Source organism: Vibrio sp. KUL80, assembly GCF_059725495.1.
The window spans coordinates 1,418,165-1,438,468 of the sequence record NZ_AP045842.1 but is presented as its reverse complement, the minus strand read 5'-3'; the positions used below and the strand labels follow the sequence as shown (position 1 = coordinate 1,438,468).

General features: G+C 46.0%; 17 protein-coding genes. 9 read left to right on the top strand and 8 right to left on the bottom strand.

The genetic code is table 11. The features are described 5' to 3' along the window. Positions 1-191: 191 nt before the first annotated feature. Positions 192-482 (top strand): putative quinol monooxygenase, encoded by a 291-nt coding sequence (locus tag AC6I8U_RS22925; RefSeq protein ID WP_498018661.1) that lies wholly within the window; start codon positions 192-194, stop codon positions 480-482. 42 nt (positions 483-524) lie between these two features. Here the strand turns inward: AC6I8U_RS22925 and AC6I8U_RS22920 are convergent, their stop codons facing one another. Next, complete coding sequence (locus tag AC6I8U_RS22920) at positions 525-1,460, bottom strand: LysR family transcriptional regulator (protein WP_498018660.1); 936 nt, start codon at positions 1,458-1,460, stop codon at positions 525-527. 400 nt (positions 1,461-1,860) lie between these two features. Here AC6I8U_RS22920 and AC6I8U_RS22915 point away from each other — a divergent pair, with 400 nt between their 5' ends. Further along, complete coding sequence (locus AC6I8U_RS22915) at positions 1,861-2,733, top strand: B12-binding domain-containing radical SAM protein (protein WP_498018659.1); 873 nt, start codon at positions 1,861-1,863, stop codon at positions 2,731-2,733. Between the two features lie 53 nt (positions 2,734-2,786). Here the strand turns inward: AC6I8U_RS22915 and AC6I8U_RS22910 are convergent, their stop codons facing one another. After that, positions 2,787-2,957 (bottom strand): hypothetical protein, encoded by a 171-nt coding sequence (locus tag AC6I8U_RS22910; RefSeq protein ID WP_498018658.1) that lies wholly within the window; start codon positions 2,955-2,957, stop codon positions 2,787-2,789. A 387-nt stretch (positions 2,958-3,344) separates the two neighbouring features. Here AC6I8U_RS22910 and AC6I8U_RS22905 point away from each other — a divergent pair, with 387 nt between their 5' ends. The 6 genes from AC6I8U_RS22905 to AC6I8U_RS22880 all read left to right on the top strand — a co-directional run bounded on the left by AC6I8U_RS22905 (position 3,345) and on the right by AC6I8U_RS22880 (position 12,199). Beyond that, entirely contained in the window at positions 3,345-3,863 is a 519-nt protein-coding gene (locus tag AC6I8U_RS22905; protein ID WP_498018657.1) for a porin family protein, read from the top strand. Positions 3,864-4,070: 207 nt separating this feature from the next. Continuing rightward, entirely contained in the window at positions 4,071-5,102 is a 1,032-nt protein-coding gene (locus AC6I8U_RS22900; RefSeq protein ID WP_498016718.1) for an IS630 family transposase, read from the top strand. Between the two features lie 51 nt (positions 5,103-5,153). Then, positions 5,154-6,026, top strand: a complete 873-nt coding sequence (locus AC6I8U_RS22895; protein ID WP_498018656.1) for a LysR family transcriptional regulator — start codon at positions 5,154-5,156, stop codon at positions 6,024-6,026. Positions 6,027-6,210: 184 nt separating this feature from the next. Beyond that, positions 6,211-7,305, top strand: a complete 1,095-nt coding sequence (locus AC6I8U_RS22890; RefSeq protein WP_498018655.1) for an efflux RND transporter periplasmic adaptor subunit — start codon at positions 6,211-6,213, stop codon at positions 7,303-7,305. A 9-nt stretch (positions 7,306-7,314) separates the two neighbouring features. Then, positions 7,315-10,392 (top strand): efflux RND transporter permease subunit, encoded by a 3,078-nt coding sequence (locus AC6I8U_RS22885; RefSeq protein ID WP_498018654.1) that lies wholly within the window; start codon positions 7,315-7,317, stop codon positions 10,390-10,392. A 328-nt stretch (positions 10,393-10,720) separates the two neighbouring features. Continuing rightward, a complete protein-coding gene (locus tag AC6I8U_RS22880) occupies positions 10,721-12,199 on the top strand; it encodes a peptide MFS transporter (protein WP_498018653.1) in 1,479 nt (492 codons plus the stop codon). Between the two features lie 63 nt (positions 12,200-12,262). Here the strand turns inward: AC6I8U_RS22880 and AC6I8U_RS22875 are convergent, their stop codons facing one another. From AC6I8U_RS22875 to yjjG, 6 genes are all read right to left on the bottom strand, one after another. After that, positions 12,263-14,419, bottom strand: coding sequence for a c-type cytochrome (locus AC6I8U_RS22875; RefSeq protein WP_498018652.1), 2,157 nt, complete (start codon positions 14,417-14,419; stop codon positions 12,263-12,265). After that, positions 14,419-15,027 carry a cbb3-type cytochrome c oxidase subunit II gene (locus AC6I8U_RS22870; protein ID WP_042470888.1) on the bottom strand — a complete coding sequence of 203 codons (609 nt, stop codon included), beginning with the start codon at positions 15,025-15,027 and terminating at the stop codon, positions 14,419-14,421. Before AC6I8U_RS22870 ends, AC6I8U_RS22875 begins: the two co-directional genes overlap by 1 nt. A 1-nt stretch (position 15,028) precedes the next feature. After that, entirely contained in the window at positions 15,029-16,438 is a 1,410-nt protein-coding gene (ccoN, locus tag AC6I8U_RS22865; RefSeq protein WP_498018651.1) for a cytochrome-c oxidase, cbb3-type subunit I, read from the bottom strand. Positions 16,439-16,448: 10 nt separating this feature from the next. Further along, positions 16,449-16,793 carry a c-type cytochrome gene (locus tag AC6I8U_RS22860; protein WP_498018650.1) on the bottom strand — a complete coding sequence of 115 codons (345 nt, stop codon included), beginning with the start codon at positions 16,791-16,793 and terminating at the stop codon, positions 16,449-16,451. A gap of 227 nt (positions 16,794-17,020) precedes the next feature. Continuing rightward, the gene (locus AC6I8U_RS22855; protein ID WP_498018649.1) at positions 17,021-19,063 is read right to left on the bottom strand and encodes a putative bifunctional diguanylate cyclase/phosphodiesterase; all 2,043 of its coding nucleotides are present in this window, start codon (positions 19,061-19,063) and stop codon (positions 17,021-17,023) included. A gap of 193 nt (positions 19,064-19,256) precedes the next feature. Beyond that, positions 19,257-19,931, bottom strand: a complete 675-nt coding sequence (gene yjjG, locus AC6I8U_RS22850) for a pyrimidine 5'-nucleotidase (RefSeq protein WP_446568163.1) — start codon at positions 19,929-19,931, stop codon at positions 19,257-19,259. Positions 19,932-20,115: 184 nt separating this feature from the next. Here yjjG and AC6I8U_RS22845 point away from each other — a divergent pair, with 184 nt between their 5' ends. After that, the gene (locus tag AC6I8U_RS22845) at positions 20,116-20,304 is read left to right on the top strand and encodes a hypothetical protein (RefSeq protein ID WP_128649017.1); all 189 of its coding nucleotides are present in this window, start codon (positions 20,116-20,118) and stop codon (positions 20,302-20,304) included.

Here is a 20,304-nt window from a genome sequence, read left to right as displayed (position 1 = left end):
AGTAAACCCCATTCACCTCTATGGTTAGTAAAGGCATACACGAATTGCATCCAACCTAATCAATGACTATCAAATAATTTTTGATAATATTTCAATCAGTATGCTGTTTTTGGTGATAAAAACTTGTCCTAAGATACACACATCGACACAGAACAGGGCGCAATTAAGCGCAATATAGAGAGGAAAACTCCATGGCTAAGCTAACTATCGTTGCAAACATCATCGCTAAACAAGACAAAGTAGAACTAGTAAAACAGGAATTACTCAAGCTGATTGATATCACCAGAGCAGAAGAAGGTTGCGTTAACTACGACCTTCACCAAGACAACGAGAACCCAGCTCACTTTGTGTTTTATGAGAACTGGGAATCACGCGAGTTATGGCAAGCTCACATGGGTAATCAACACCTTGCCGATTATCTCGCAGCGACAGAAGGTGCTGTTGACACCTTTACTGTTAACGAAATGACTCACATTGGCTAACAACACCTAACTATTATTGAAAAGGGGCACATCGCCCCTTTTTTAGTTTAAATTCGCCTTATCAACAAACCCTCGATCAACCAAATTCTCCAAAATAGCACGCGTCTTACTTCTGAATAGATCTCGAAGTAATCTAACGGTCGGAGTGATCGACTGGCGACTTGGGCATATCAACCACAATTCTGTAGGCATAGGCTTATATTGTCGTAACACGCTAACGACATTACCCGCCAACAAATCCTCTGACATATCTAAGCATGACTTGATTGCCAGCCCCTGCCCTGCCACGCACCAACGACGCACAATATCTCCGTCGTTAGAGGCTCGATTCCCTTTTAGTCGCAACTTATGGTCTTCTTGTCCTTCATTGAACACCCAATTATCCTGCAGTACATCATGCAGTTGATAGAAAAGGCCATTGTGTTTCGTGAGGTCCGAGAGTGTTTTAGGGGTACCGTTTTGCTTTAGATATCCTGGGCTAGCGCACATGACTCTGGGTACGTTGCATATCTTAAACCCATACATAGAAGAGTCGGTCGGCGCGCCATAGCGAAGTGCCATGTCTACGGAGTCTCGATAGAAATCGACATTGCTGTCAGATATATTGCTGCGCAGAGTAATATTTGGGTACTCTTCCATAAACTCATCAAGCCAGTTAATGACGATGTTTCGACCAAGATCCGATGAAAGCGCGATCCTCACTTCACCATCAATCACATCTAGGTCATCTTTGATATTCATTTTCGCCTGTGCCAGCATCGCTAACGCTTGCTCACATTGTGGAAGGTAACGTTCGCCCGCCGCTGAGAGGCGCAGATGACGTGTGGTACGCACAAACAACTCAACACCAAGAAAGCTTTCCACTCGTTTAACCGCCGCACTTGCCGTCGCAGTTCGCATGTCGAGGTTGGTTGCTGCTGCAGTAATACTTCGAAACTCTGCTACTTTTAGTATCACTTGCAAATCTTCAAGAAGCATATTATCAATCCAATTTTGATAGTCATGCTTTGATTATAAACCCAGAGAGACAAAACCGACGTTACTTAAACAACAAGGCTTTGATCACCAATACTGCCCAGATTTGCAGGGCCAAGTATTCGATTTTTATCCAAAATTCCATATGTTAGTACCTTATCCTTAGGTACTAACAAAACTATCAAGCTGAGCTGAGAATAAAAGTGAAAGATTCTCACCTGATATCTCGCTAGATTAATGCTAGTCATGATGCTCCATTCACGATTATCAACAAAATCTTAAAACTGATTATTTATTTCTCTCAATTATCAACATTAGAACCTACTGATAGACTACCCACCATTAGGAACCTACACCTGAGTTCCTTTACTACTGGAAAGTCGCAAGACTGGAGAGAAATAGAATGAATTTTGAAGGTAAAGTCTATCGTCCATGGATTGAAGCCAACAGTGTCTTGATTCAAGTCACATTGGGTTGCAGCATGAACCACTGCACCTTCTGTAACATGTTTCGCGATAAACGCTTTAAGGTTCGTGATATTGACGATGTGTTCGCTGATATCGAAGAGACCCGTCGTTACTATCCACATGTTGAATCCGTTTTTCTGTGCGATGGTAACGTAATGGCAGCGCGTACTGATTACTTACTAAAAGTCATCAAGAAGGTTCGCGAAACCTTCCCTGAGTGCAAAAAACTATCACTTTATAGCGCTCTCAATGATTTCAGACGTAAATCTGTTGAAGACCTCAAAGCACTAAAAGCAGCGGGGCTCGATATGGCTTACGTAGGTCTAGAGTCTGGTGATGCTGTTGTGCTTGAGCGCGTCAAAAAGAACATGACGCCTGAGCAAGCGTTAGAGGGTATGGCTATGGCTAAAGAAGCGGGTATCGAAGTTCTGCTGTCGTTTATCTTTGGGCTGGGCGGACGAGAACGCTCTCGTGAGCACATCGAAGAAACTACTCGCTTGCTTAACTTGCTGCAGCCAGAGCAAATCGCACCTATGGCACTAGCTATTCAACCTGGTACGGAGCTAGAGCAAGAAGTGAAGGATGATACTTTCAAAATGCCAACCCAACTTCAATTGCTCGAAGAAGAGAAATACTTACTTGAGAATATGACCTTTGAGACCGTCTACTGGGGTGACCACGGTAATAATATGATCCAGATGCGCGGCATGTTCCCGCAGTCTAAAGAGTTCTTCCTCGGTCATGTCAATGACGCCATTCGCAACAACCCAATGGCGAAAGACAACATTATTCAAACCTACTCTTGGTAACAAAATGAACAACACCCAAGCATTCTCAATGCTTGGGTGTTTTCGTATCTGGATTACTGCTTTTCAAAAGTGCCCGTGCTTTTGATCATGACATCAAGAAAATCCGATGAACTGGTTTTGTCTGAACTTGATGATTTCATTTGAGACTGCGCCCCTTTTAGTCTCGCCATCAACTCCTGGCGCTGCTTTTCAACATCACTGATTGGCTCTTTTTTGTCAGTCATTGTCCCACTCCAACATATCAATTACCTGGCCTAAGTTAGAGCTCTCGCCTTTATCAAGCAAACCCATTTGTATATCAATCTCAGATAGTTACCCACACCTTCTAACAGCATGTCTAATAGAACAATTTATTCTTTAAAAATCAGAAAATTAAATCCCTTAGGGTGATGACCTAACCTATTCACAATTGCGATATGAATCTGCGCTGAGACGGGAACTTTCGCTGTTTGGCTTGATAAGTAATTCTTATGAGCTTGCTAATTAAAGGTGATTAGTCGCAACAAGCCTCGCTCTTTAGAATGCCGCACATCCCGCAAGGAGCTGGGCATAGAACAAAGGACTCCGTCACTCTCCATGAAAAAAGAAAACTCAAAAAAAGAGCAAATCAAATGAAAAAAGTTATTCTAGCCGTCGCTATTTCTTCTCTCTCTTTCGGCGCTATTGCTAACAGCAATTACACTGGGCACCGTGTTGGTGCGGGTCTATCTGGTCTGACACTGAGTGAAAGCGGCTTCGACTTGAAGATGGATACAGGATTCAAACTTGAATACGGTTACGACATCAACAATATCTTCGGTGTAAACACCTCTTATGCCATGAACAGCAAAGGTGCGTATGGCGTAGATTATGATTTTAACACTTTCAAAATTGATACCGACATTGGTTATACCTTTGATCTTGGTGAGTTATGGCTAAAGCCATACGGTGCTATTGGTCTCGCATATGGTAATGAGAAAATTTCTGACCATTCAGGAAGTCTATCTGCAAGCGACTCTAGTCTGTTCTTGGGCATGGGTGTAAGAGCACAAAGCAAAATGGGTGTTTATGCTGACTTACGTTATGACATGAGCAGCTACGATGGTTTCGATGCAGACTCACTCTCGTTCACTGTTGGCTATCGCTTCTAATTCGTCGCATTTTGTTACCAACTATTGTTAGAGCCAGCAATTTCTTGTTGGCTCTTTGACATTCACTCCACTTGGCATGCTAGCATTACTGGGGAAGCAGTTATGAGAGTTAGTACCTTGGCAAAGAATCGATTCACCAACCTTGATTTATACCCGTGATCATTGAAGACGCTTGATTTTTCTGAATAGAGGATCATGCTAGCAACTATGAAAATTACTCTGACCAATGAACAAAAGCAGGAACTAAAAATCCAGCACAGCACAACGCGTGACGGACGAGTTCGTGACCGTATAAAAGCGGTTATTCATGCGAGTAATGGTTGGTGCCCCGAAGAAATTGCAGACGCACTTCTTATTCATGAATCCACTGTTCGACAACATATCAAAGATTACCTAGAGTCGAACAAGCTCAAGCCTGAAAATGGCGGTTCACAAAGCTATCTATCGGCTCGGCAAACCCAAGAGTTGGTTCAGCATCTAACTGAAAATACATACCACCATTCGTCCGAGATTATTGCGTACGTGTTTGAAAGGTTTCAGATTCACTATAGTGTTCCTGGCATGAACAAATGGCTTCATCACAATGGTTTCAGCTACAAGCAGCCGAAAGGCGTTCCACATAAGTTCGATGAGGAAAAACAGCAAGCGTTCATAGAGGCTTATGAAGCACTGAAAGCAAGCTGTGGCGAGGATGAATCGATAGTGTTTATCGATGCCGTTCACCCCACACTGTCAACCAAACTCTCCCATGGTTGGATACGTACAGGTCAAAGTAAAGTTCTGGACACAACAGGTAATCGTAGCCGATTGAACATTGTTGGTGCTCTGAACCTATCAGATATTGGAGCGACCATTGTTAGCGAATACGACAGCATTAACAGTGAAAACATGGTTCGATTTTTCTGCAAACTCAGAGAGAGCTACCCGCTAAATCACAAGCTCCATGTCATCTTAGATGGAGCTGGATATCACCGCAGTGATTTAGTCAGAGATGCGGCATTTGTCCTTAATATTGAACTGCATTATCTCCCACCTTACAGCCCGAATCTTAACCCAATAGAGCGGCTTTGGAAGGTTATGAACGAGAAGTCAAGGAATAACGTTTACTTCAAAAGTAAACGGGATTTCAAGGAAGCCATTACCCAATTCTTTACGGTGACTCTTCCAGAGATTGCAGGCTCGCTGACGTCTCGAATCAATGATAATTTTCAGGTGTTCAAGCCTGCATCTTCAAGTTGATTGGGTATAAACTTATTACGAGTATTTAAGGTGCTATTCGAAGAGCGCAACATGCGTAAAGCAGCAGAGCGCTTATTTGTTTCTCAACCTGCCGTGAGTCAATCACTACAAAAGCTGCGACACAACTTTGATGACCAACTGTTTGTTAAGGTTAAAACAGGATTGGCCCCTACCCCATTTGCGGAGACACTTTGCCAAGAGCTCCTGCCCCTACTTCATCAAATCGAAAGCATTGTTAACGCGAGTAGTGAGTTTAAGCCAGAAGATCTAGAGGGCGAGATCACTATTGCGCTGTCGCCCTTGTTCGTATTCTCGGTGTCTGGCGAAATCTATCGCTACTTCAAAGCTCATGCGCCCAAGCTAAAAGTTCACATTATCTCTTGGAATGAGCATACGATGGAAGATATTGAAAAAGGTAAGGTTCTCATCGGTATCAATGCCCCCATTATCGACAACCCTCCTTTTCTCACTGAAGTCGAGCTTTCGATGCTAGAAGCAAGCGTCATGGTCAGGAGAGATCATCCTTTGGTAGGGCAAGCAATAATTCCTGAAAACTTAGTCAAATATCCTTTAGCACGTTCGCTGGTTAGTGATTACAGTATGCTAAACAGTCCAACCGTTGAGGTGTTTAACAGACTAGGTTTCGAGCTCGAAGTTGGTTTTGCGTCTGAATTCCCAGTGGTATTAATAGATGTACTTCGCCACTCAGATATGTTCATGGGCATTAGTAACTGTTTTCCAATTCAGGACTACCCCGATCTCATCATGTTAAAACCCGATATGAATGTACCGGAAGCTGAATATCCAGCGAATGCCTATTTTCATAGTCGTCATGCCAACAGCGAAATGATGAACTGGTTTACCTCATCGATCTCTGACGTTTTTGAAAACAGCAAGCAACACAACACGATAACAAGCAAATAATCGTTCTCTAGGTACCGTCAGTCATACGCTAACTGAAAAATCAGGCGTTACTATCTGTTGTTTGCGAGCCTCATTTCACGATCAACTTCACACCCCGACCATCAAATCGATGAATAACCTTTCATTAACATGACCGAGCTAGACAGTGTCGTTTTAGATTGATTACCCTATAAATTGCAGTTGGTTGTATAGGATAATAATGATGCGCTCTCAAAGTTTATTAATAAAAGCATCAATTTTTAGTGCCATAACCCTATTAGCAGGTTGTGGTACTGAAGAAGAATCAAGCGTCGCCGAAGTTGAAGCTTTAACCGTTTCAACAACAAATGTTGCTCTTAGCCCTTCTTACCAAGTAAGACGAGAATATGTAGGTACGGTTAGAGCTGGTCAGCAAGCAAATTTAGGCTTTGAGCTTGCAGGAAAAGTTGAGACGATCCAAGTTGATGTCGGTGACACTGTCACTATAAATACGCCACTGATCCAACTTAATACCGACCTTTTACATACAGAGCTTGGGCAGCTTAATGCACAAGATAAAGAAGTACGAGCGCAGCTCAATCTAGTCAATGCTAACCTAAAACGACAGCAATCTCTAAAAGCGAAAGGCTTCAGCGCCGATGCTGAAATCGATGCATTGACCAGTGAAAAAGGCGTATTGCAAGCCAACCTAGTTCGATTAAAAGCCGCCATCAGCGCGACGAAGCTCAGAATCGAAAAATCAACTATCCTCGCACCTTATAACGGTACGATCGCTCAGCGGCATGTCTCTCTGGGCGATGTGGTCAATGTTGGAACACCAACATTGGTGTTACTGGCCACGGAAGGCAAGGAAGCTTTCATAGGGATCCCAGCCGCTCAGTTATCACGAGTATCTGACCTCTCCTCTCCCACTATTCGTGTAGATACTCAAGAATATGACGTAGAACTTCTGAATCCCGGAGCGAGGGTCGATACCCAGTCTCGTAGTGTGGGACTTCGTTATCAGTTACCTGAAGGGGCTGACGTACTTGAAGGTCAGCTTGCTTACCTAGCATTTGATGAGACCGTCCAAGACCAAGGCTATTGGGTGCCATTGACTGCGCTCATTGACGGATTACGCGGAGTCTGGAACGTCTATGTGGTCGGTGAAAATAGTCAGGTAGAACGCAGGACCGTTAACGTACTTTATGCTAACAGCGAGCAGGCCTTTATTTCAGGCGCTGTCGCAGATGGAGAAGCGATCATTGCAAGCGGTCTGCACCGAGTCGTACCCGGTCAGCCAGTTAAGGTAGCGGAGTAAACTGTCACAATGAAGGTTATTCACGCCATAACGAATACTCGGCTTCTGATTCTCATCACTGCACTGCTCATTGTGAGTGGCTTTGCGGCTTTCTCCTCTTTGCCGCGTGCCGAAGACCCCATCATCAGTAACCGATTTGCCAATGTCACCACCAGCTTTCCCGGTGCTAGTGCAGAGCGAGTAGAAACACTCGTTACTGAAGTCGTTGAGAACAAGCTACGTGAACTGAGCGAAGTTAAACTGCTCACCTCTACCTCCAGACCTGGTGTCTCTATTGTCACCATCGAGCTCAAGGATGAAATTACAGAGCCAGAGCCTGTGTGGTCAAAGGCCAGAGACAAGCTCTCCGATGTCGAGCCGTTCCTGCCTTCAGGAACGGCCCCTCCCGATCTTGATAGTGACCACACCTATGCCTTCACCGTTATCACTGCATTAACGTGGGCAGGCCCAGGTGACGTCGATGTTTTAACTTTGGGGCGCTACGCCAAAGAGTTAGCGAAAAGGCTTCGAACCCTCTCAGGTACGGAGTTCGTTGATGAGTACGCGATGCCTGAAGAAGAGATTCAGGTTAACTTAAGGACCGCAGACACCGCTGCATTTGGATCTTCAAGTATCCAAATAGGTGATAGCTTAAGTGGTGCAGATGCGAAAAACTCCGCGGGACAGCTCGTCAGTCACTTTTCTCGATTTGGACTAGAGATAGAGTCTGAACTTGACTCTATAGAGCGTATCAAGCAAGTACCATTGGTTGTCGCTAAAAACGGCCATATCATTCGAGTTGAGGACATTGCAACGGTCACTCGAAGCCAGAAAACACCAGAAAGTGAAGTTGCCATTATCGATGGTGAGCCTGGCGTGATCGTTGCTGCGAGAATGGAGCCAACACTTCGAGTTGATCAATGGACAGCGCGCGCTAAAGCCACCATTGAGAGTTTTGAACGAGATCTTCCAAGCAACGTAAACGTCACCATCTTATTTGACCAGCAAGGCTACACCACGACTCGCCTCGTCGACTTGGGTGAAAGCCTACTTATCGGCTTTACGCTGATCCTCATCGTGCTCTTTATCACTCTTGGTGTCCGAGCCGCAATACTTGTCGCCATCGCTCTCCCCCTCACCAGCATGCTTACGCTGTCATTAATGAAAATGACCGCGATCCCAATCAATCAGATGTCAGTGACAGGGTTGATCGTTGCACTGGGTATTATGGTCGACAACGCCGTGGTTATGGTCGATACCATCCAAAGTTATCGACTCAAGGGACAGGCTAGGCTAGAGGCGACAATGAATGCCATCTCGCATTTATGGGTTCCGCTGTTAGGCTCAACGCTCACCACCATTCTCGCCTTTGCACCAATCTTCCTGATGCCCGGCGCCACAGGTGAGTTTGTTGGCGCCATTGCGATTACGGTGTCATTCTCACTCGTTGGTTCCTATATTTTATCTCACACGGTAATCGCGGGATTTGCGACAATGCTATTACCTAGTCACGCATCCGGTGACCATTGGTATAACACTGGATTGCGTATACCTGCCTTGACTAAGTGGTTTAGTGAGTCCGTTCGACTGGCGATTAAGCACCCTGCGATATCATTATTATTAGTCTTAACGGTTCCTATTACAGGCTATTGGAGCATATCTCAGCTTACCGAACAGTTCTTCCCGCCATCGGATAGAGACATGTTTGAGGTTCAGGTGTATTTGCCACCTCAAGCAAGTTTGTATGCCACGCAGGCTATAACCGAGGACGTAGATGCCATTATTCGCTCTTATGACGGCGTTGAACGTGTCGATTGGTTGGTAGGTGCTAACTTTCCGTCTTTCTACTATAACCTGCAAGCAACGCAAAACAACGCGCCCTATTTCTCGCAGGCGATGGTGAAAATGGATAACTTCCAACTCGCCAATGAACTGATTCCTGAGCTGCAGACAAGACTCAATAGAGAGTTGCCTGCGGCACAAATTCTGGTTCGTAAGCTAGAGCAAGGACCTCCGTTTAGAGCACCTATTGAGCTACGTGTGTATGGTGAAAACCTAGATGTACTTAAATCCATTGGTGAAGATGTTCGCCTCATACTCGCTAATACTCCTCATGTCACTCACACAAGGGAAACACTGCAGCCTGGAACACCTAAGGTTTGGCTAAAAGTTGACGAGGATACCGCCAAACTCAATGGCATTTCACTTAATCAATTCGCCAACATGCTACAAGCCACTCTTGTGGGCAGAGAAACGGGCTCAGTCACTGAGGGCTCTGAGTCGATTCCAATCAGGGTACGAGTCGCAAATGAAGAGCGTGAAAATCTCTCTCACCTTGGTAATCTGCGTTTACCTATCTCTTCAGAGGTATACACGACCGGCGTCAGTGTGTCGACGCTCGCTGACCTTGAGTTAACCACCAGCCGTGGCGCTATCACGAGACGAAATGGCGAACGCGTTAATACAATAGAAGGTTATATTCAGGCAGGTGTGCTTCCACAAACTGTACTTAATGAGTTTCAGAGTCGACTCGAGTCTTATGACCTACCCGCTGGCTATCGCATCGATTTTGGTGGAGAGTCCGCAGAACGTGATCGCTCCGTCGCCTTACTGATCTCAAACATCTCAGTGGTTGTGGTCTTGATGATCTTAGTGGTTGTGATGTCGTTTAACTCATTCAGGCTAAGCTCGATCATCTTTATGGTTGCCGGTTTAGCGGGCGGTTTAGGTCTGCTCTCTGTTTGGCTGTTTGGCTATCCATTTGGCTTCACCGTCATTATTGCCATGCTCGGTATCATGGGTCTCGCGATCAATGCCGCGATTGTCATTTTGGCAGAGCTAAGATTAGATAAAGACGCGTCCAAGGGTGATATTGATGCATCGGTCGATGCGGTTATGTCATGCACTAGGCACATTACCTCAACGACCATTACGACCGTGGGCGGATTTATGCCATTAATCATTGCAGGCGGTGGTTTCTGGCCCCCATTTGCAGTGGCGATCGCAGGTGGTACGGTATTAACCACCTTACTGTCGTTCTACTTTGTCCCTGTCATGTACCGATTGATGGTAAAAAAGCGCAAGCCTCAAATCGTCTCTAGCGCCTAAAACCAATCAACTAACAAACATTTACTTCATGGAAAAACGCCTCAGTCGAGGCGTTTTTTATGCTCCTGAATCATATAGCCACCAGAGGGCGCCTCAGATAAGCAAACAAAAAAGAGAAGAATTATTCACATAGCAAGAGCTCTTCCAACATAAACAAAACATACCGACCAGTATTTCTTCACTATTAGTTCTGCTCACCTTTTCGATTAGAAAATCTCGTGCTCGTAGCCCACATTCTCATACAACGAGAAAACATGTAACAAATCTTGTCTGATAAAATAATAATGGATGTATAAACCACTTAATAGAAATTATTAAGGATAAAATCATGTGGAATAAACTCAATAAATCCATGATGTTCTGTCAGATGATGTTTGGTCTGTCGTTCTATGGCGTTATGGTCATTCTTACTCGCTTCTTTCTAGAAAATCTAGATTACAGCGAAGCCGATACAATGATGGTTGTCGGTGCCTTCTCCTCGATCGGGCCACTGTTTGCTATTGCTGGCGGCTTTATTGCAGATAAATTCTTAGGCGCTTACCGCTCTCTCACTATCGCTTATTTGGGCTTTACCTGCGGCTATGTACTGCTTGTACTCGGTGCTTCGACCGTAAACATTCCAATGAGTCTTGCCGGTATCGCATTAGCCAGCTACGGACGTGGCTTGATGTCCCCTTCTTACCCAAGCCTTTACAAGCGCACGTTTAAAAGCCAAGAAGACTTTGAGAATGGCTATCCAGTAAACTACTCCGTGAACAATGTCGGCGCATTGCTGGGTCAATATCTGTTCCCTATGTTTGTGCTTGTAATCGGGTTCTATGGAAGCTTTGCACTGTCGGGTGTTTTAGCCTTTGCCGCTCTATTTATGCTATTTACCTTTAGAAAGCAGCTGCAAGGCGTCGGCGCCGACATCGACAAAGCGTCTGTATCGACCGCTAACTGGATCAAATTTGGTATGACTTCCGTGGCAATGATTGGCATGGTGTTTTTCATGTTCTCAAACATGGATATTGGTAAGAACATCGTTTACGCCATCGGCCTGGCCGCTATCGGTTACTTTATTTCATTGATGTTCAAAGCTGAGAGAGCAGACGCCTTGCGCATGGGCACCATTATCATCGTGACCGTGCTAACTACAGCCTTCTTTGTCTACTACGGTCAGATGATGACCTCTATGACCATGGTCACCATCAACACAATGCGCGGTGATCTATTCGGTCTTATCCCTATTGCACCAGAAGCCTCGATGTCGATGAACCCACTATGGTGTATTGTCGCTGGTCCAGTGATCGCAGCGACCTTCTCAGGTCTTGAAAAGCGTAATATTCACTTTACTACCGCGACCAAGATCGGCTTCTCATTCATTCTGACGGCAATTGCGTTTGGTATCCTCGCGTTTGCAGTTAAAAACGTCGGTGAAGACGTAATTATTCGTCCAGAAATCTTCCTAGTAATCCACTTCTTCCAAGCATTTGCTGAAGTGATTGTGGGCTCTCTAGTCGTTGCCTTTATCCTGTCTGTTGCGCCTAAGCATATCGAGAACTTCTCTGTTAGTCTGTTCTCGGTGGCGATTGCACTATCAGGTATTGTTGGCGCCGTGTTCTCGACATCGATCGCGGCAGAGAAAGGACAGGAGATCACCCAGGAGTTTGTACAAACCGTCTATGGTGACTACTTCGGAATGCTCACAATGCTCGCTGTTGTGATGGTTCTGGTAGCCTTGGTCTCTTCCATTGCTATTCGTAAGATGCTCGCCGCCGCAGACAAGCATCAGCCGGAAGTGGAGCTTACGGAAGCAGAAGGCTAGATAACAAAAAGGCTCGCTACACATAAGTCGGCGAGCCTTTTTGATTTGAACAAGCAGTCACTATCAATTCACATTGATGCGTGTATCTCTCTGGTCATACATCTCCGGAGTGACGTGCAAGCCTCCCGAATAACCCGCTTTTTCTAGCATTTCTCGGACCTCTCTTACATCGCTCTCAGTGACCGGCTCTTCTCTTGCCCCTAAGTGCAGTCGCACGAAGGTGATGAGATCTGCCAGCTTTTTATCTGAGAGCACATCTTCGAAGCTCGCCATTGGCATGAAGTTACGATCCTTATCGAGATAGGTTGGCTGAAGCCCTCTAATTGTCACCGCTATTGTATTGAACGGATCACTGTGCATGATTATCCCGTTGTTTAGCAATGTCGGAGCAATCGGGTCTCGCCCTTTGCCATCCGCACCGTGGCAAGCACCGCAGGTTTGGTTGTACGTAGCGTAGATTTCCTCTGCATACGCGGCGTCATCAAACCCTTTTGGCTGCAAAACAACAGCCGTGTCGCTAATCATGTTGTTGGTATCGCCAGCCAGCAAATAATACGACATAGACTCAATGTCTTCTCGGGTCATCAAGCTAAGGCTATTTTTAATGACATCCGCCATGCCCGCAAAGGCCGTTCCTTTATCTGAATGTCCGGTATGCAGGAAGTCAGTTAATGACTTGAGATCCCAGCCATCAACATAGAGTTCCTCTGCCGTAATGTCGGGCGCATTCCATCCGTCGATGAGATTACCCTGAAAGATGCGATCATTATCTAGCGCCTGCGCAATGTTGCGCGGCGTGTGACATTCTGAACAATGTCCAAGCCCTGCGACCCAATATTTGCCCCTTTGCCACTTATCAACATCCTCCACCTTGCCTTGCAGTTCTATCGGCAGGTCGTAGTTCATTGGCGTTCTATCAGCAAACACAATATCCCAAGCGAGCAAGCCCAGACGTATGTTGGCGGGGAACATCATTTCATTGGCATCGTTACGGCGAGCAACTGCTGCGATAGATTGCATGTACTCCCACATATCCCTCATATCTTGTTCCGTTACGTATTGATATGAGGTAAACGGCATTGCTGGATATAGGTATCCATGTTTGCCCTTCCCATCAACCAACGCTGCGCGAAAATCCTCATAATCGTAACTGCCTATCCCTTCAGTCACATGCGGGGTAATGTTGGTCGAGTAGATGGTGCCAAATGGCGTGACAAAAGGTAGCCCTCCTGCAAATGGCTCTCCTCCCTCTGCGCTGTGACAGGCTACGCAGTCACCGGCGTGGGCGAGATACTCCCCTCTCGTGACCGCTTCTGCATCTAGAGAGGCAAGTCGTTGGTCACTTTGAAGCCGCGCGTAGGTGATGTAAGCGCCGAGCGCTAAGATTTCGTTTTGTGAAAGCTGCCCACCAAAGGCCGGCATCACGTTATTGAGCCCTGCTCTGATCGTATGTTGTATCTCCTCAATACTGCCTCCGTGTAGCCAGATGTTGTCAGAGAGGTCAGGTACGCCCGTTTCGGTATTAACCAACCTTCCGTCACCGTGACAAGATGAGCAGGTTTTTATGAACAGCTCTTTACCCAACTCGACTTTCACCTCAGGGACATCAGTATGGCGTTGATTCAAAGATGCTAAGTAATAAGAGATCTTTGATATTTCATCAGGTCGAAGTACATCTATCCAGCCGGGCATCGCACCGTTTCGGCCTAACTCAATGGAGTGAATAATCGCCTCATCTGATCCACCGTACATCCATTCATTATCAATAAGGTTTGGGAAATGCTTAGCACCCTGGGCATTGTCTCTATGGCAAGCGGCACAGTGAGTTTGAAACAACATACGTCCAGACGACACAATCTCGTTGTTGCTAGCAAGCGATACTAGCGAGGTGTCTTGTACACTTTCAAATTGCTCATCAAGAGAAGTCGATGGACGACTGAGTTTATCTTCCGACTGGTCATAATTCATCAGACCAGACCAACTACCAATCCCCGGATAAAGAATGAGATAACCAAACGATATCGCAAACGCAGCAAAATAAGAGACAAACAAAATCTTAGGTGGTGGTGCGTCGTTCTCATCGATACCATCAAAGGTATCTAACACCTTGTCTTTGTCTGCCAAATGATTACTGCGCCAATACTTAACAATGACGCCGACCATCAGAATAAAGAAAATAATGGTGCAGATAGCTGCCCACCAGCTCCAGAAGCTACTCATTACAGTCCCTCCTCTGCAGTATCAACACCAAGACTTTGAAGATAGCGGATCAACGCCTCGCCTTTGGTCTTGCCTCTTACTTGCAGTCGGGCATTCGCGATTTCATCTTCGGTGTAAGGCACACCTAATGCACGGAGCGTTTCCATTTTGCCAGTAATGTCATCGCCTGAAAGCACTTGCTGAAACAGCCACGGGTACGCTGGCATTATCGAGGTTGGGATAACTCTACGTGGGTCGATAAGGTGAATTTCGTGCCATTGGTCGGAATATTTGCGACCTAAGTTCGTGAGATCAGGACCAGTTCGTTTTGAGCCCCACAGATTTGGAAATTCATAGATGTCGTCAGACTCCTGGTTTGCTCTGCCGTTGCGCTTGGTCTCCGGCTCCAAAGGGCGCACCATCTGAGTGTGGCACACATGGCACCCTTCACTGATGTAAATATCTCGCCCTGCCACTTCGATTGCGGTCAGTGGTTTAGCTTGGCTCTCAGCGACTAACTCAGGCGTTCTCAGCAAGTTGGGTAACACCCAAACCAAAATAGAGAAAGAGGCAACGACCGCTGTCGATACAATCAATATGACGAGTGATTTTGTAAAATCCGCATTCATATCACGCCTCCTTAGTTACAAGAGCGGCAGGTGCTCGCACTGTTTTGTAGAGATTTAGCGCCATCAAGAACAAGCCAAGCACGAATAACGCCCCGCCAAAGAAGCGCAGGAATAGCCAAGGTGCTTTAAAGTTCATCGCTTCAACGAAGCTATATTGCAACTCACCATTTTCACCTTGCGCTAGCCACATAACGCCTTCACCAATACCCGCGACCCAGAGCGCAATCGCGTACAAGGCAACGCCTGCGTGAGCTAACCAAAAATGCCACTTAATGAGTCGCGGTGACCATAGCTCTGTCTTGCCCCACAAACGTGGTATGAAGTAGTAAAAAACCGCTATCCCCGACATGCCTACCCAACCCAAGGCGCCGGAATGAACATGCCCAATCACCCACTCACTGTTATGAGCAATCATGTTGAACCAGCGGATGGCAAGAAGTGGCCCTTCAAAGGTCGCTAAGCAGTAATAGAGAATCGCAGAGAAGAAAAACAGCATGATGTAATCCGTTTTGAGCTTCTGCTTATTTTGTAGCAAGGTCATCGCACTGTTGAACGCCCCTGCCCATGAGGGAAGCCAGAGGATCAGCGACATCACGATACCTATGTTTTGGACCCAGACCGGTACCGAAGAATAGATGAGATGATGCGTGCCCGCCCAAGTGTAGAAGCCGACCAAACCCCAGAAGTGAATGATGGACAGTCTATATGAGTAGATGGGTCTGTCTGCGACCTTTGGAATGAAGTAGTAATTCATCCCTATGACACCTGCGGTGAGGAGAAAGCCTACTGCATTGTGACCCCACCACCATTGAACAATGGCGTCTTGCGCCCCCGCAAACACAGAATAGGACTTCATCAATGACGCTGGCATCGCAAGGTTGTTCACGATAAAGATCATCGCGATGACGATTATGAACGCTGCGAAGAACCAGTTAGCGACGAAGATGTGCTGAACTTTGCGTTTGGCGATCGTACCGAAAAACAAAACACCGTACAGCACCCAAACCAGCACGATCAAGAGATCAATCGGCCATTCTAGTTCGGCATACTCTTTAGACGTAGTATAGCCGAGAGGCAAGGATATCAGTGCAAGAAGCAGAACGAGTTGCCAACCCCAAAACACCATCCAAGATAAGCTTTTATTGAACAGGACGCACTGACAGGTTCGCTGAACGATATAGAGCGATGTCCCCATCAAAATGTTGACGACAAAACCGTAAATGACGCCGGAGGTGTGCAAGGGCCTAAGCCGCCCAAACTGGAAATACTGAGAGTCGAAGTTTAAAACTGGCCAATACAACTGCGCCGCAAGAATGACGCCAATAACCATACCGGCAATAGCCCAGACGAACGAGGCCAGAATGAAATAACGAACTACTTTCGTGTCGTATTGAGTCGCCGTGATGTCCATAGTGGCTCCTTCACTGCTTATCGGCTTCTGTGCCAAGTTTTGAGTAGTAATAAGCAATATCGCTGATGTCTTGATCACTGAGCGCGTCAGCTTGTTGCTGCATTAACACTGCCAAGCCTCCGCTTCGTTCTCTGGTTTGATAAGCCTTTAACGATGTAATGAGGTAAGCCATCTTTTGCCCGCGAAGATTCGGGTAAGACTCTATGCTGGAAATACCATTGTCGCCATGGCAAGTCATGCAGGTTTTGGATTTCTGTTCACCTATCTTAAACCGCTCATCTGCAGCGACCAATGGTGATAACACCAGCGAACCCAACGCTAGTGGAAGAGACAGGAATGTGGCGGGTTTGATCATAATACGCGTCCTTGTTTGGTCAGGATTATGACTGCATAGTTGTCAAAGCATAGGTAGTGGAGACCCGATCAGTCAAAGCGCGCGCGTTCGTTGGTTTAACACTTGATAGCTTGTTAGCTCTGTGTTCAGTACTTCACGAGGCGCACAGAGTGCTTACGCACCTGTACGTCAAACAGTGCAAATATTGAGCTATTTACTTGAGAAGAGAGAAGAAATAAGAACTATTTCTAATTACAAATGAGCCCTACAAACTCTATCGGATCGAGTGGCTTCGAAAATACATATCCTTGTCCAAACTGACAGCCATGTTCCATTAAAAATTCGACCTGCTGGTGATCTTCAACCCCTTCCGCAACCACAACCAAATCTAACGCCTTCGCCATCGCAATAATCGCTTGAACTATCGCATTGCTGTCGGCCTGGCTAGGGACATCGTTGATAAAAGAGCGATCAATTTTGAGTTTGTTGATCGGAAGTCCTTTCAAGTAAGAGAGTGATGAATACCCGGTCCCAAAATCATCGAGCGAGATATCTATCCCCAGTTCCCGCAATTGACCTAGGGTTGCGAATGCGTGTTGCTGGTTTCTAAGTAAGAAGCTTTCGGTAATTTCTATTTCTAGTTGCGATGTCGGAAAACCAGTTTGTTGTGTAATCTCCACCAGTTGACTCACGAAGTCGGAGCGCTGCAACTGTAATGCCGAAGCATTAACGGCGATTTTTCCAAAACTAACGCCAGAATCAAGCCATCGCTTGCCTTGCTCACAAGCCGCACGGAGCACCCAGGCACCGATACTTTGAATCAGGCCCGTTTTCTCAGCAATGGGAATAAACACACTTGGCGGTATCCAGCCGAGATCGGGGTGCTCCCAACGCAGTAATGCCTCGCCCCCAATTAGAGAACGGTCTGAAAAACGGTACTGAGGTTGATACGCTAGGGATAACTGTTGGCGGTCTACCGCTTCGTGTAAAGCGGACTGAATACGCACATGTTGTACCGACCTATCCGTCAGATCCGGGGAATAGAATGCATAGCCATTGCGTCCATTCTTCTTGGCAAGGTACATTGCCGTGTCGGCGTTTTTCAGTAAGGTTTCGCTGTCACTTCCGTCATCAGGATATAGCGCAATACCAATGCTTCCAGACACGCAAATGTGGTCGTCTTGCTCTATTTCAAATGGCGCATTAAAAACACTTAAGGTCTGATCGACAATATTGAGAAGCTCCGCCTCAGAGCGGTACCCCGTCAAAATCATCACAAACTCATCACCACCAATTCGACCCACAGCTCCGTTACCATTTTGGTGCGAAGAGAGGCGCTTCGCGACACTGGCGAGCAGCTTATCGCCATAATGGTGCCCTTTGCTATCATTGATGTGCTTGAAATGATCGAGGTCGAGAAACAGGGTTGCGAAGGGTTGACGCTCTTGTTTACCCACCTCGATGTGCTGCTCCAATAGTCGGGTTAGGTGAGCTCGATTCGGGAGATTGGTCAGTGGATCAAAAAAAGCCATGCGGCGCAGCTTTTCTTCATTGGTTTTACGTAGAGAGATATCTTCAAACACGCAGATATAATGAAGCAAGTCGCCGTGATCACCTGTAATAGCGCTTATCGTCGCCATTTGCGGATACACCGTCCCATCCTTCTTACGGTTAATGAACTCTCCTTTCCATTGACCGTTTTCTTTTAGTTGATCCCACATGCTGGTATAGAATGTCCGGCTATGATGGCCTGACTGCAAGAAACGCGGGTTCTCACCAATGACTTCCGATTCTTGATATCCAGTCAGTACCGTGAAAGCGCGATTCACATCCATGATTCTGGCATTGTGATCTGTGATCATCATGCCTTCTTGGAAGTTATTAAAAATCTCGCTGGTGATCGATAGCCTGGCCTCTACTTGCTTGCGACGAGTCGCATTTCGGGTCATGCCTATAATGCCCACGAACTCCCCACTCTCATTATGAATAGGCGATTTAACCGTTTCTAGCCAAACTTCATTTCCGCGCTTATCAAGCGCGGCACACTCCTCAACGGTATGCTGAGAACCATGAGAAATGATTTGATCATCAACTTGTTTGAAGTGCCTTGCCCTCTCAGCATCAAACAGATCGTCATCGGTTTTGCCGTAAATATCGTTTCGATGGCGCTGCCAAGCTATTTCGCTGGCTTCATTGACCGCAATATATTCACCGTCAGCATCCTTGACCCAGATATGGTCATCAAGTGCATCGATAAATTGCTGTAAGGTAGGGAGGTTCTTGCTGGACATGGTACTGAAACTCGGGACTGTCGTTTACTACTCGGCCAGGCCGAAGTTTCAGTATATCGTACTAAATGAAAGTACAAATTTATACAGAACAACTGTTTGAATCTGCAATTTATAAGTACCTAATATGGGGGAAAGTGCACATCAGAGTTTACAAAATCAAACAAACTGTTACTGACGTTAGGGCATTTATACTTTAAGCGATCAATACATTTTTCAACTGTGTCAGAGAGTTAACTTCATAATTAGGCGTAATCCCCTCAGGGGCCGCAGCACCTTGTGTGTTAAGCCAACAAGTTTCAACGCCAAAGTTAATCCCACCCAAAACATCAGAGTGCGGGTTGTCCCCCACCATCAGCACTTTCGATTTACAAGGCAACCCCATAAGTTGGTGCGCATGATCGAAAATTCCCAAGTCTGGCTTTGCTATGCCGACCTGCTCTGAAATAACCACATGCTCGAAATAATCTGTTAAGCCAGTACGCTCGAGACGAATAGCCTGTAGCTCGGTAAAACCATTAGTGATAATGCCCAGCTTAGCTCTACCTGAGATCGCATCAAGCAGCTCTTTGGCACCCGGAAGCAAAGTGCAGATATCAGCCATAGCTTCCAAAAACGCAGAGTTCATCTCTAACGGGGTGATGCCAAGCTTAGCCGCCCAACCTTCAAAGCGAATCTGCTTTAGTTGATCCGCAGTGATTTTGCCATCTTGGTAATCGACCCAAAGTGGCTTGTTGACCAACTGATAGGCGTCGTAGTCTTCACGTGTAAAGTCAACGCCAAAACGCTCGAACATAAGTCTCATTCCACCGAATGAATCGAAGTGGAATAACGTCTCGTCGGCATCAAATAAGATCCAGTCATACTTCATTATTGTTATACCTTTATTAACTATCGGGGCGATTATATACGCTCTAAAAAGCAAACTGTACCCACATAATTTAGCGCTATCCAAAACATGCATAAAATGCATAGATGGATTCACTAAATGTCATTTGAGTCATACCCCGTTGATCATTACACTGCGCGCTCTTTTTATTTCACTTTTGGGCGTTATGTTTTCACAATCCATTTTTGCTCAGCTAATGAGGATGTCGCTTTTACTGGCAGTGACTCTGTTGGCGGTACATCACTCACCAAAATTATTAGACTTGCTGGCACAGCAAGCGATTAACAGTGGGTGTCACCAACAGAACCCATCTGATCCCATGGATCATTCTCATCATCAACACCACCATCATTAG

Coding starts and splice junctions, on each gene's coding strand:
- AC6I8U_RS22925 (WP_498018661.1), top strand. CDS start 192: ATGGCTAAGCTAACTATCGTTGCAAACATCATCGCTAAACAAGACAAA.
- AC6I8U_RS22845 (WP_128649017.1), top strand. CDS start 20,116: ATGTTTTCACAATCCATTTTTGCTCAGCTAATGAGGATGTCGCTTTTA.
- AC6I8U_RS22885 (WP_498018654.1), top strand. CDS start 7,315: ATGAAGGTTATTCACGCCATAACGAATACTCGGCTTCTGATTCTCATC.
- AC6I8U_RS22880 (WP_498018653.1), top strand. CDS start 10,721: ATGTGGAATAAACTCAATAAATCCATGATGTTCTGTCAGATGATGTTT.
- AC6I8U_RS22895 (WP_498018656.1), top strand. CDS start 5,154: ATGCGTAAAGCAGCAGAGCGCTTATTTGTTTCTCAACCTGCCGTGAGT.
- AC6I8U_RS22860 (WP_498018650.1), bottom strand. CDS start 16,793: ATGATCAAACCCGCCACATTCCTGTCTCTTCCACTAGCGTTGGGTTCG.
- AC6I8U_RS22915 (WP_498018659.1), top strand. CDS start 1,861: ATGAATTTTGAAGGTAAAGTCTATCGTCCATGGATTGAAGCCAACAGT.
- AC6I8U_RS22920 (WP_498018660.1), bottom strand. CDS start 1,460: ATGCTTCTTGAAGATTTGCAAGTGATACTAAAAGTAGCAGAGTTTCGA.
- AC6I8U_RS22875 (WP_498018652.1), bottom strand. CDS start 14,419: ATGAGTAGCTTCTGGAGCTGGTGGGCAGCTATCTGCACCATTATTTTC.
- AC6I8U_RS22870 (WP_042470888.1), bottom strand. CDS start 15,027: ATGAATGCGGATTTTACAAAATCACTCGTCATATTGATTGTATCGACA.
- AC6I8U_RS22900 (WP_498016718.1), top strand. CDS start 4,071: ATGAAAATTACTCTGACCAATGAACAAAAGCAGGAACTAAAAATCCAG.
- AC6I8U_RS22905 (WP_498018657.1), top strand. CDS start 3,345: ATGAAAAAAGTTATTCTAGCCGTCGCTATTTCTTCTCTCTCTTTCGGC.
- AC6I8U_RS22910 (WP_498018658.1), bottom strand. CDS start 2,957: ATGACTGACAAAAAAGAGCCAATCAGTGATGTTGAAAAGCAGCGCCAG.
- yjjG (WP_446568163.1), bottom strand. CDS start 19,931: ATGAAGTATGACTGGATCTTATTTGATGCCGACGAGACGTTATTCCAC.
- ccoN (WP_498018651.1), bottom strand. CDS start 16,438: ATGGACATCACGGCGACTCAATACGACACGAAAGTAGTTCGTTATTTC.
- AC6I8U_RS22855 (WP_498018649.1), bottom strand. CDS start 19,063: ATGTCCAGCAAGAACCTCCCTACCTTACAGCAATTTATCGATGCACTT.